10 protein-coding genes are annotated in these 11,656 nt (G+C 53.7%); 5 read left to right on the top strand and 5 right to left on the bottom strand.

The genetic code is table 11. The features are described 5' to 3' along the window. Positions 1-91: 91 nt before the first annotated feature. On the top strand, positions 92-877 hold the full coding sequence (locus EJ361_RS20210; protein WP_126247653.1) for a 5'-nucleotidase, lipoprotein e(P4) family: 786 nt from the start codon (positions 92-94) through the stop codon (positions 875-877). 455 nt (positions 878-1,332) lie between these two features. On the opposite strand, the gene EJ361_RS20205 is transcribed toward EJ361_RS20210, so the two are convergent. The 5 genes from EJ361_RS20205 to pckA all read right to left on the bottom strand — a co-directional run bounded on the left by EJ361_RS20205 (position 1,333) and on the right by pckA (position 8,020). Further along, positions 1,333-1,794 carry a DUF1569 domain-containing protein gene (locus EJ361_RS20205; protein WP_164714338.1) on the bottom strand — a complete coding sequence of 154 codons (462 nt, stop codon included), beginning with the start codon at positions 1,792-1,794 and terminating at the stop codon, positions 1,333-1,335. Positions 1,795-1,801: 7 nt separating this feature from the next. Beyond that, positions 1,802-3,676, bottom strand: coding sequence for an OmpA family protein (locus EJ361_RS20200; RefSeq protein ID WP_126247649.1), 1,875 nt, complete (start codon positions 3,674-3,676; stop codon positions 1,802-1,804). A 943-nt stretch (positions 3,677-4,619) separates the two neighbouring features. Continuing rightward, entirely contained in the window at positions 4,620-5,243 is a 624-nt protein-coding gene (locus tag EJ361_RS20195; protein WP_126247647.1) for a 7-carboxy-7-deazaguanine synthase QueE, read from the bottom strand. Between the two features lie 169 nt (positions 5,244-5,412). After that, positions 5,413-6,300, bottom strand: a complete 888-nt coding sequence (folD, locus tag EJ361_RS20190; RefSeq protein ID WP_126247645.1) for a bifunctional methylenetetrahydrofolate dehydrogenase/methenyltetrahydrofolate cyclohydrolase FolD — start codon at positions 6,298-6,300, stop codon at positions 5,413-5,415. Positions 6,301-6,415: 115 nt separating this feature from the next. Beyond that, positions 6,416-8,020, bottom strand: coding sequence for a phosphoenolpyruvate carboxykinase (ATP) (gene pckA, locus EJ361_RS20185; protein WP_126247643.1), 1,605 nt, complete (start codon positions 8,018-8,020; stop codon positions 6,416-6,418). 304 nt (positions 8,021-8,324) lie between these two features. On the opposite strand from pckA, the gene EJ361_RS20180 reads away from it, so the two are divergent. The 4 genes from EJ361_RS20180 to rsmI all read left to right on the top strand — a co-directional run bounded on the left by EJ361_RS20180 (position 8,325) and on the right by rsmI (position 11,647). Next, complete coding sequence (locus tag EJ361_RS20180; RefSeq protein ID WP_126247641.1) at positions 8,325-9,617, top strand: aminopeptidase P N-terminal domain-containing protein; 1,293 nt, start codon at positions 8,325-8,327, stop codon at positions 9,615-9,617. A gap of 224 nt (positions 9,618-9,841) precedes the next feature. Further along, entirely contained in the window at positions 9,842-10,609 is a 768-nt protein-coding gene (locus EJ361_RS20175) for a CDP-alcohol phosphatidyltransferase family protein (protein WP_126247639.1), read from the top strand. A 66-nt stretch (positions 10,610-10,675) separates the two neighbouring features. Then, the gene (purS, locus tag EJ361_RS20170) at positions 10,676-10,921 is read left to right on the top strand and encodes a phosphoribosylformylglycinamidine synthase subunit PurS (protein ID WP_126247637.1); all 246 of its coding nucleotides are present in this window, start codon (positions 10,676-10,678) and stop codon (positions 10,919-10,921) included. 3 nt (positions 10,922-10,924) lie between these two features. Further along, positions 10,925-11,647: a 16S rRNA (cytidine(1402)-2'-O)-methyltransferase gene (gene rsmI / locus EJ361_RS20165; protein ID WP_126247635.1), complete on the top strand. Its 723-nt coding sequence runs from the start codon at positions 10,925-10,927 to the stop codon at positions 11,645-11,647. Positions 11,648-11,656 lie beyond the last annotated feature (9 nt).

Below are 11,656 nucleotides of genomic sequence, written 5' to 3'. Positions count from 1 at the left end.
AGATATTCTCGGCCTTTTTTACAGGCGCCGAACAGATTTTTCCCGATTTTTGCCCCGTTAACTTCCTGCTTCACATCAAAAGCTTTCGTGTATGCGATACCTGGGTATTTTTCTGTTGATATTATTTGCGGCCTGTAAAACGGCGGGCCCGGTGGCGGCGGGTGCGCAGGGGCAGGCGGGGCCATGGGTTTCAGGCCCTGCCTGGGCGGCTTTGTGGCAGCAGCGGGCGGGAGAGTACCGGGCGTTGTGCCTGCAGGCGTACCGTGTGGCGGGCGAGCGGGTGGAAGTGATGCGTCATCAGCAGACGCTTCGTCCGCGTGCGATCGTGACGGATGTCGATGAAACGGTGCTGGATAACAGTCCGTATTCCGCGGCGGTGGCGTTGGCGGGTAAGAGTTGGTCGCAGGCGTCGTGGGAGGAGTGGACGAAGAAAGCGGCGGCGGATCCGGTGCCGGGATCGGTGGAATTTTTCAGGTTCGCGGCGGAAAGCGGGTTTACGATCTATTACATTACGAACCGGATGGAAAGTGAGCGTGCCGCGACGTTGAAGAATCTGCAGCGTTGCGGGTTCCCCCAGGCGGATGACGAACATTTGCTCATGTCGTCGGGGAATTCGGATAAGGAGCCGCGGCGGCAGGTAGTGGCGCGCAAGTATGAAATAGCGATGCTGGTAGGGGATAACCTGAATGACTTTACTGATATTTTCTACCGCCAGCCTTCGGATGCCCGAAACGTGAAAGTGGAGGGGTTGCGCCAGGAATTGGGGAGTCGGTACATCATGCTCCCGAACGCGATGTACGGCGATTGGCTGAGTGCTTTAGTGCCGAAGGGCGCGCGGGTAGACAGTGCACTGCGCAGTGCCTTGCGTGTGGAGTAATTGTGGTGTTATAAAAAAAACTATACAGGAGAGATACGTACGGCTGATTGTTAGCCCGGTTTGTTAACCTGGGGTACGTATTTGAAATTGGGACTGATATTACGTGTGAAGGCTGATAATTGATAGTGCATGCACATGGTGGTTTCGAATATAGATGAATCGCGGAAAGGCGGCATCCTTGGAGGCCCATGGGTAGGTTACTGACTTTCAGCCATCTCAATTTTTCTGAAGTACAGGGTCTCGAACTTGCCAGTATGTGGTTTCGCATGATGGTGAACGCAGTATAGCGTCATCATCTGAGGCCCATTGCAGGTCGGTATCGATTGCTTCAGCTATTTTGGGTGAAAGCCAGATGTAAACCGGTGTGTGTAGCGCTGGATGGATATCTCGTGAGCGTATTCATACGGCTGCTTGCATGAAAAAAGGCGGCTCGTTGATAGCCGCCGGTTTAAGTATCATTCGTCCAGCAAACCGAATTGGGTGAAGTGGTGCCGGAAGTGTTTCTGATGGAAACGCTGCCAATCCTCATACCCGATCGGTCCGAAGAAGACATGGATCGCCTGGTGCGAAGGGTTTTCCGAATAATGCCGGAAAAATTCCTGTAATGACGTGAGCAGGTGGTTTGTAGCCGTCAATAAATCCGGGTGCAACAATGGCCCCTCGTTAGCGGCAGGGCTGCCTATTCCGCGCGACAGCGGTTTGTCTGTCCGCAGCCATTGCAGTAAATGCGGCAGTTTTTCTTCCGGAGTAACGACGGGGGCTGGTTTGTCGCTGATGGAAAACTGTAGGATTACATCCAGGTGTTCTATCATTCGCTGAGCGTTCATGCTTCCCCAGCGCGGTTGCGTGTCGGGAGCGAGTCGTTCCAGCAAAGGGAGTAGCACATCGGCTTGTGCGAGCGGGAAAAGTATTTCCATGTAATAATTACTGTAGGCTGATGATTTTGAGTTCTGTTCTTCTGTTTTGTGCGCGTCCTGCATCGGTGTCGTTGCTTTCCAAAGGCTTCGTTTCGCCATAACCTTTGGCTTTCAGCCTGGTGGCTGCTATGCCATGTTGCGCCAGGTAGTCGACCACTGATTTCGCGCGATTCTGGGAAAGCAGCAGGTTGGCGGCATCGCTGCCGACATTATCGGTGTGCCCGCTGATTTCGACCTGCAAGGTCGCGTTTTCGCGGAGGAATTCAACGAGTTTATCCAGTTCGGCGGCAGAAGCGGGTTCCAGCACGAACTGGTTGGTGGGAAAAAAAATGTTTCTAAGCACGAGCGTAGCATTCGCTTCGATCGGCGTCAGGGGAATATTTTTTTCGAAGGGCTTGCCGTCGAGGTTACCCGTCAGTGAAAAATTGTCTGAGTAGAAGAGGTATCCTTTCCGGTTGACGTTAAAGGCGTAATCTTTCCCGGTTGGCAGGGGAACGAGGTAATCGCCGTTTTGATTGCTTTGGATGGTAGCTACGGGTTGGCGGTTCGATAGGTCGATAAGGTCCAATTCCGCCGGGAGACGTGCCTGGGTCTTGGCATCATACACGTATCCGCGGATATAAAGCGTCGGTAACGGGCGCGCCTCGGGATACAGTTCGAAGCTATAGATGTCGAGCGCCCCGCGGGAGTCGCTGCGGTCGGAAGCGAAATAAGCGGTGCGGCCGTCGGCGGCTACCGTCAGGCTTCCTTCTTCTTCGATCGTGTTGATGGGATAGCCCAGGTTAACGGGTGTTCCCCAGGATCCGTCTGCCTGTTTCCGGCAATAGAAGAGGTCGAGCCCCCCAAATCCGGGATGCCCGTCAGACGCGAAAAAGAGCGTTTGTCCGTCGGCATGCAGATAAGGCGTGGTTTCGCGGCCTTTGGTATTGATGTAAGGTCCCAGGCGCTCGGCGGGCGACCAGCGTCCTTCGGCGTTTCGGGTACTGAAAAAGATATCGGAACCCGCGTCGGGTGTGGCGCGGACGAAATAGAGCGTTTGCTTGTCAGGCGAAAGGCAGGGCTGTGATTCCCAGGCTTCGGTGTTGATGGCGGGGCCGATGTTTTTGGGTTGCGTCCAGCCTCCGTCTTCCGTGCGGAGGGAGAAATAGATGTCGCAGGAGCCGCGGCCTGTGGGGAAGTCACAGCCGGTGTACACGAGCATTGCGCCGTCCTGTGAGATGTTTTGTGCGCCTTCGTTGAATGCGGTGTTCACCGGTTCGCCCATGTCTCGGGTGTGCGTCCATTGGAGGCTATCGTTCCCGGCGATGAAGAAATCTTCATTCCTCCCGCCTACGCGACGGGTGAAAACGAGCGTTTTCCCATCGATCGTGGGGGAAGGGAAGTATTCCGGATCAGCGGTGTTCACGGATTCGCCGAGGTTTAGCGGTTTAAAGGGGACGGGTTTCGTCGTTACGGCGAATTCCATGTCTTTTTTCAGTTGCCGGGTCCGGGGGGATATGTTTTTGGCGGTGGATTCGTATATGGTGAGGAGGGCCAGTGCTTCTGGGAATTTTCCATTCCCGGCCATGGCTTTGGCGTAGGAAGGTGAGACAGAGCGCAGGCCGGAGGAATCCAGCTCACCCAGTTTTAGAAACGCCTGTTCTGCATCGGAATATTGTTTCATGGCAAGGTAGGTGAGCGCCATTTGTCCGTATGCATCAGGGAAAGTAGGTTTAACCCGTATAGCTTCCTGCAGGTAGCGGATGGCTTCCGGGTATTGGTAAGACCGCATGGCTGTCATGGAAGATTCGAGCAATTCCATGGCTTTCCTGGTGGCCTTGTCCGTTTTTTGTGCGAACGCATGCATGCTCACAAGGCAGCAGCAGAACAGGAGTTTTTTCATAGTCGACCACTAAATAACGAAAAAAATGAAGGTTTATGATTATACGAAGCGGATTGACTAATAACCGGGATGTGACAAAGCTGTTCCATCCTCCGCCAAATTAACGGTGAATATCAGTTTATTTCGTATTTCTAAGTTGTTGTGGGTAAACTTCAATGGCGTTGGTTCCTGCTTTACGGATTATCGACTGGAGGAAGTGCGACTGTTAACGAGGGGTACAAAGCTACTCCTTTGGAAGAGGTGTGCCTGCCAATGCGGATATTTACTGCATTGGATGTTGTGTAACCCTAAGCGGGATGTTTATTCCGTCCATACGAAGGAGTGTGCCTACCAACGGGGTGGTATTTACTGCATTGGATGTTGTATAGCCCTAAGCAGGACGCTTATTCCGTCCATTGGAAGGCGTGTGCCTGCCAACGAGGTGGTATTTACTGCATTGGATGTTGTGTAACCCTAAGCGAGATGATTATTCCGTTCATAGGAAGGAGTATTCCTGCCAACGGGGTGGTATTTATTCCATTGGATGTTGTGTAACCCTAAGCGAGATGTTTATTCCGTTCATAGGAAGGCGTGTGCCTGCCAACGCGGATATTTACTGCATGGGATGTTGTGTAACCCTAAGCGGGATACTTATTCCGTTCATAGGAAGGCGTGAGCCTGCCAACGGGGTGGTATTTACTGCATTGGATGTTGTGTAACCCTAAGCGGGATGTTTATTCCGTCCATTGGAAGGCGTGTGCCTGGAAACGCAGGGTACTTATTGATTCACTTGGAAGTAGTATGAATATTAGCGAGGAGTCCTTATTCACGCCATGGAAGCATTGTATTGCAAGCAAGGAGTAATTATTCACCCAATAAAGGATATTTATTCACCAATTAATGAACAGAAGGATACCCCCCTGAAAGTAATAAGATCAGTTAAGGCGGAAATTAACTACGTATCCTACGGAACATTGAGATACTTATGAATCTGTAGCGAAATCTGCCATTGGGGGTTCGACTTGACGTATTCAATGATCAATGGCGTCATCTGGCTGGCTTTGCTCCATTCCGGTTGCAGGTATAGTTTGCAGTGGGGGCCTGCCAGTGTGGCGTATTGTTCTGCCCATGCGAAGTCGGATTTATTGTAGATCACGATCTTCAGCTCGTGGGCTACGGCACAGATTTCGGGGAGGGGGGCTTTGAATTTCTTGGGGGAAAGGGTGATCCAGTCCCATTGTCCGCTTAAGGGCGAGGAGCCGGACGTTTCCATATGTGTGCGGAACCCCTCGGCCTGCAGCGCACTTGTTAAAGCCTGGAGATCATGCATCAGGGGTTCGCCGCCGGTAATTACGGCGATCCGACCGGGTTGGGCGGCGGCTTCCGCTACGATCTCTCCGATGGGGCGCTTTGGATGCTTATCGGCATCCCAGCTTTCCTTAACATCGCACCATACGCAACCCACGTCGCATCCGCCGAGCCGGATGAAGTAGGCCGCTTTTCCCTGGTGAAATCCTTCCCCCTGGATGGTGTAGAAAGATTCCATCACGGGCAATACGGTTGTTGTATAGAGCGTCGCTGTTGTCATGGTGTAAAGGTACGTCAATCTGCGTTGCCGCGGCCCTCGCCGGCCCGGATGGTGGTTCGGTGCCGCATTTGCGGATCGGTTGTTAAAGATTCAGCCCATGGACCCGCTTTTCGCGGGGCATGGGCTGATAGTATGTTTGCATCCAGCCTGTGAAAGCTGGATTGCAGGATCAGTTCTGGTTGCCTTTCTGGCCGATTGCCGCCTGGTAGGTGTTTTTCAGCAGGGCAGCGATCGTCATGGGACCTACACCTCCTGGAACCGGGGTGATGAAGCTGGCTTTGGGTGCCACTTCGTCGAATTTCACGTCGCCAACGAGCCGGAAACCGCTTTTCTTGGTTTCGTCCGGGAGGCGGTGGATGCCCACGTCCACTACCACAGCGCCTTCTTTCACCATGTCGCCCGTCACGAATTGAGGGCGGCCTACCGCGGCAACGATAATGTCTGCCTGCAGGCAGATGTCACGGAGGTTTTTGGTGTGGGAATGGCAAAGCGTAACGGTGCAGTTGCCGGGATTGCTGTTGCGGCTCAGCAGAATGCTAACCGGTGTGCCCACGATGTGGCTGCGGCCGATCACCACAGCGTGCTTGCCTTTCGTCTCGATGTTGTAATGTTCCAGCATCAGCATGATCCCATAAGGGGTAGCGGGCAGGAAAGCGGGGAGGCCGCTCACCATTTTGCCTACGTTCATGGGATGGAAGCCGTCCACATCCTTGCTGGGATCGATGGTGTTGATCACCAGTTCTTCATTGATGTGTTTGGGCAGGGGAAGCTGTACGAGGATCCCGTCGATATCGGGGTTTTCGTTCAGCATGATGATATGATCGAGCAGGTGCTTTTCGGAGATGGTGTCTTCAAAGCGCAGGAGGGTGGAGTTGTACCCGATTTCCGCGCAGGATTTCACTTTGGAGGCCACGTAGGTTTCGCTGGCGCCATCGTTTCCGACGAGGATGGCTGCGAGGTGAGGCGCTTTTTTGCCAAGGGCCTTTAATGCGGTCGTTTGTTCGGCCAGCTGGTCCTTAATTGCCTGTGAGGTGAGTTTACCGTCTAAAATTTGCATGCGCAAAGGTACGGAAAATGGCGGATAAACGAAAGGGGCTGCCTAGCCTGGCAGCCCCTCAACCAAATTGATAAATGAACGTAGGAATTTATAATTATAAAGGCAAAACGGTGGATCAGCGGGTTGTCGGCGCGGCGGCGAGGATCTCGGGATCGGCCTTCGCGGCGTATTTTTCGAAGTTTTTTACAAATTGGGCGGCAAGGTCGGCGGCCTTGGCGTCATACGCAGCGGGGTCGGCCCAGGTGTTGCGCGGTTCGAGCAACTCGTCCGGAACGCCGGGAACGGATTCCGGGATCGCCAGCTTGAACTCGCCATAGGTCTTGTAAGCGGCCTTGTCGAGCGTGCCGTTCAGGGCGGCCGTGATCATGGCGCGGGTGTACGACAGCTTAATACGGTTCCCCGTGCCAAAAGGCCCGCCGGTCCAGCCGGTGTTGATCATCCAGACGTTCACGTCGTGCTCGCGCATCTTTTCGCCCAGCATCTGTGCGTAACGGGCAGGGTGCAGGGGGAGGAAAGGCGCACCGAAACATGCGCTGAAAGTGGATTTAGGTTCCGTGATGCCAGTTTCCGTGCCTGCAACTTTGGCGGTGTACCCGGAAATGAACTGGTACATGGCCTGGCCGGGCGTAAGCCGCGAAATGGGTGGCAATACGCCGTAAGCATCGCAGGTGAGGAAGAAAATATTCTTGGGAATGCCCCCGACGGAGGGCTCCTTCGCATTGGCAATGTAAGAAAGGGGGTAGCTCACACGGGTGTTTTCCGTGATATGCCCGTCAGCATAATTCACTTCGTTGGTGCCGGGGAAGAACGAAATGTTCTCCAACAGGGCGCCTTCGCGGATGGCATTAAAAATGGCCGGCTCTTTTTCCGCACTCAGGTCGATGGTTTTGGCATAACACCCCCCTTCGAAGTTGAAAACGCCATTGTCCGTCCAGCCATGTTCATCGTCGCCGATGAGTTTGCGTTGCGGATCTGCGCTGAGGGTGGTTTTGCCGGTACCGCTGAGCCCGAAGAAAACAGCCGTATCGCCGCCGGAGCCCTGGTTGGCAGAACAGTGCATGCTCAATACCTTACGGGCATGGGGGAGCAGGTAGTTCAGGATGGTGAACACGCCTTTCTTGATTTCGCCGGTATAAGCCGAACCGCCGATCAGGATCAATTTGCGGCTGAAGCTCACGACGGAGAAGTTATGCTGCCGCGTACCGTCGGTAGCCGGATCGGCATGCAGCCCCGGGGCCTGGATTACCGTCCAGTCCGGTTCGATGTGTTCCAGCTCCTCTTCCGAAGGGCGCAGGAACATATTATAAGCGAAAAGATTGCTCCACGGCGATTCCGTGATGACGCGGATGTTCAGGCGGTACGCCGGGTCGGCGCAAGCCATACAGTCGCGCACCCAAACGGGTTTGCCAGTGAAATAGCGGGTGATCTTCCGGTACAGTTTCTCAAAGTTGTCAGCAGAAAATGGCTGGTTAAAGTCGTTCCAGTTGACGGTGTCGGCAGTTAACTCGTCTTTCACGATGAACTTGTCCTTCGGAGAACGGCCTGTGAACTCGCCTGTGTTGACGACTAACGCCCCGGTACTGCTCAGGCAGCCTTCGGAACGCTGCAACGTCTGCGACGTCAGCTCCTCCGGGGAGAGTTGGTAATGTACATCGGCGACGTTCTCTATGCCCAGTTCCCTCAATTCTCTGAGTGTATCCCTTACACTGCTGATTTGCATAAAGAAAGATTGTTTTGGTGTAATGGCAAAACTATGGTTTTTTTGATAACGTTAAATTTGATGGGTGTTGCAACGAATATTTTTATTAAAAAATCTACTTTTTAGGGCCTGTTTTTAGAAAATATTCATTTCTACCGATTTCAATTTGCCCGAAAATCAAATTAGCCCCATAATAAATTCAAGGTGAATAATCTACCAGTTTCGGGGAATACCGTACCGGTCTGCATATGGTTGTTTTGCGGGTAACTGATTTTCCGGTAAGTTTGACGTCCAAAGCAAGCTCAGCAGTAAAAAGACTCATCAAATGAAATATTTGCCACTGGATCCTCAGATCTTCATTAAGAACCGCAACCGTTTTACGGCAAAAATGCAACCCGGCTCCATTGCCATCTTTAATTCGAACGACGAACTGCCTTCCAACGGCGACGCCCTTCATCCCTTCAAGCAAAACGCAGACCTGTACTGGCTTACAGGGATTGACCAGGAAGACACCATGCTGGTGCTTTTCCCCGACAACCCGGACCCCAAGTACCGCGAAGTGCTCGTGCTGGTACGCCCGAACGAGCTGAAGGAGAAATGGGACGGCCATCGCCTCCGCCGCGAAGAAGCCACCGCCATTTCCGGCATCAAAACCATCGTCTGGCTCGACGTCCTCGACGGCCTCCTCCAGCCCTGGATCCACGATGCCATCAATATTTACCTCAATTCCAACGAAAACAACCGTAAGGCCAACCTGGTGCCCGTTCGCGACTACCGCTACGCCCAGGAGCTCCGTACCCGCTATCCCCTTCACAACTTCCTTCGCGCCGCACCCCTGCTGAAAGAGCTCCGTTCGGTGAAAACCGAAGCCGAAATCGGGGTGATCCAGACGGCGATCGATATCACGGAAAAGACGTTCCGCCGCCTGCTCGGGTTCATCCGGCCGGGTGTGTTCGAACATGAAATACATGCAGAAATCTGGCACGAATTCCTGCGCAATCGCGCCACGGGAGAGGCTTACGGGTCTATCATCGCTTCGGGCGACCGCGCCCGCACGCTGCACTACATATCCAACAACCAGGAATGTAAAGACGGCGAGCTGGTCCTTATGGACTTCGGTGCAGCTTACGGCGGTTACAATGCCGACCTGACGCGCACCGTACCGGTGAACGGCAAATTCACGCCCCGCCAGCGCGAGGTGTACGATGCCTGCCTGCACCTGCACAATTTCGCGAAAGGCTTGCTCAAACCAGGCATTGCCATCGCAGATTATCATCAGCAGGTGGGTGTGGAAGCGGGCAAACAGTTCGTGAAACTGGGGCTGCTGACGGAATCCGACATTAAAAACGAGGACCCAGAAACGCCTGCGTACCGCAAATACCTGTACCATGGCATTTCCCACCACCTCGGCGTGGACGTGCACGACCTCGGGCCTTCGTTCCACCAGCCGATCCCCGATGGGGCGGTGCTGACGGTGGAACCGGGCATCTATATTGAGGAAGAAAAGATGGGCGTCCGCATCGAGAATAATATCTGGGTGAAATCTTCCGGGAATGTGGACCTTATGAAAAATATCCCCGTCACGGCCGACGAGATCGAGGCGCTGATGAAAAAATAAAGGTGATCTTCGCCATGAAGCCCGTTCCGCTGCAACCGGGACGGGCTTTTCTTTTCCTGTTCATTTTATTCATTTATACCACAGCAGGTGTTAATACCATTTGCAGCAATGAATAAAATGCTTTTGTTTTATATTCTTCGATTTTTAATATTTTTCCGCCGGGAAACCGGGCACTTGTCCGAAAACCTTCCCGCTCACGGGCGCAACCGCCCACAACCGGTAACATGAAACAGATTCCCAACATCCTGACGCTTTCCAATTTATTCTGCGGCGCGCTGGCCATAATTTTCATCCTGCATGCGCCGGAGTATATCGCCGAGTTCAACGGTACGGAGTATACGATCACCAACCCGGAACCGATCTACTGGGCGAGCGGGCTGGTGGTACTGGCCGGCATCATCGATTTTTTCGACGGGTTCGTGGCGCGGCTGTTGAAAGTGTCCAGCGCAATGGGGAAGGAACTGGATTCGCTGGCCGACGTGGTATCTTTCGGGGTGGTCCCGGGCATGATGCTGTTCCGCCTCCTGCAAAGCGCCTATATGCAGATGCCCGATGTGTACGACGTGTCGGTCTTCAACCTGGCTCCCGCCTTGCTGGTGCCCTGTTTCGCGGCGTACCGCCTGGCGGTTTTCAACCTGGATACGCGGCAGACGGAACATTTCATCGGCGTACCTACGCCGGCGGCGGGGTTCCTGGTGGCTTCTTTCCCCATGATCATGCTGTATAACCCGTTCGGGCTGGCGCAGTGGCTGGGAAATATCTGGGTGCTGTACGCGATCATCGCAGTATTGTGCTACCTGATGGTGAGCTCCCATCCCATGATCAGCCTGAAATTCAAAAACCTGTCGGTAAAGGACAACTGGCCGCGGTTTTTGCTGGTATTGCTCACCGTGGCGAGCATCCCGGTACTGGGGTATGCGACGGTTCCATTCGTGTTCACGGCGTACGTGGTGTTATCGCTCATCGTACCTCCAAAGAGCCAGCAAGGCTGATTTCACAATTCCTTCCGGGGAATTTGATAACTAATTGCTAGTTTTGCGTCTAAATTTTTCGAACAAATGACATTTACTGCGCATATCAACGTGATGCCGTTGAAAGAACTGCTGGACCCCCAAGGCAAGGCTGTACTGGGCGGATTGAAGAACCTGGGCCTGGGAAATGTACACGACGTACGGGTAGGCAAACATATTACGCTCCAGATCGACGCAGCTTCCAGGGAAGAAGCGCAACAGATCGCCGAGAACGCCTGCCAGAAACTGCTGGCTAACCAGGTAATGGAATTTTACGAAGTAAATATTCAATAAGCATTGGCCAGGCTCTACCTCATTCCTTCGCCTATCGGCAACCTGGGCGACATTACGTACCGGGCTGTAAAGGTGTTGGAGACGGTGGAACTGGTACTTGCCGAAGATACCCGGACTTCCGGGGTACTTCTCAAACATTACGGTATCAGCAAGCCTGTAACACCTTATCATCAGCATAATGAACATAAGGTGTTACAGCACCTGGTACAACAGTTGCGCGAAGGGCGCTCCATGGCACTGGTGACCGATGCCGGCACACCGGGCGTCAGCGATCCGGGGTTCCTGCTCGTGCGCGAATGTATCCGCGAAGGGATCGATGTGGAATGCCTCCCCGGCGCCACGGCTTTCGTTCCCGCCCTCGTCAATAGCGGCATCCCCATGAACCGCTTCGCTTTCGAAGGCTTCCTTCCTCCCAAAAAAGGCCGTCACACCCTGCTCACGCAACTCTCCACCGAGCCCCGCACCATGGTGTTCTACGAATCGCCCCACCGCCTCGTCAAAACGCTGGAAGATTTCATGCAGTATTTCGGTGAAACCCGGCAATGCTGCGTTTCCCGCGAACTCACCAAGATGTTCGAAGAAAACAAACGGGGCTCCCTCCTTGAAGTACGCGACCATTTCCAGGCAAAAGGCGTGAAAGGCGAAATCGTCATTATCGTGGAAGGCGCGCCGGAAAAGCAAAGCACGCGCGACAGGAAGGAAACGCGGGATGAAGATGAGGAATAACGTGCCTGC

The organism is Chitinophaga rhizosphaerae (genome assembly GCF_003958645.1).
In the GTDB taxonomy this organism is placed as follows: domain Bacteria; phylum Bacteroidota; class Bacteroidia; order Chitinophagales; family Chitinophagaceae; genus Chitinophaga; species Chitinophaga rhizosphaerae.
This window is presented reverse-complemented; position numbering and strand designations above follow the sequence as displayed.

What these genes read in the sequence shown, in the direction of transcription:
- EJ361_RS20210 (WP_126247653.1), top strand. Translation starts at nt 92, where the DNA reads ATGCGATACCTGGGTATTTTTCTGTTGATATTATTTGCGGCCTGTAAA.
- EJ361_RS20180 (WP_126247641.1), top strand. Translation starts at nt 8,325, where the DNA reads ATGAAATATTTGCCACTGGATCCTCAGATCTTCATTAAGAACCGCAAC.
- EJ361_RS20175 (WP_126247639.1), top strand. Translation starts at nt 9,842, where the DNA reads ATGAAACAGATTCCCAACATCCTGACGCTTTCCAATTTATTCTGCGGC.
- folD (WP_126247645.1), bottom strand. Translation starts at nt 6,300, where the DNA reads ATGCAAATTTTAGACGGTAAACTCACCTCACAGGCAATTAAGGACCAG.
- purS (WP_126247637.1), top strand. Translation starts at nt 10,676, where the DNA reads ATGACATTTACTGCGCATATCAACGTGATGCCGTTGAAAGAACTGCTG.
- EJ361_RS20195 (WP_126247647.1), bottom strand. Translation starts at nt 5,243, where the DNA reads ATGACAACAGCGACGCTCTATACAACAACCGTATTGCCCGTGATGGAA.
- EJ361_RS20205 (WP_164714338.1), bottom strand. Translation starts at nt 1,794, where the DNA reads ATGGAAATACTTTTCCCGCTCGCACAAGCCGATGTGCTACTCCCTTTG.
- pckA (WP_126247643.1), bottom strand. Translation starts at nt 8,020, where the DNA reads ATGCAAATCAGCAGTGTAAGGGATACACTCAGAGAATTGAGGGAACTG.
- EJ361_RS20200 (WP_126247649.1), bottom strand. Translation starts at nt 3,676, where the DNA reads ATGAAAAAACTCCTGTTCTGCTGCTGCCTTGTGAGCATGCATGCGTTC.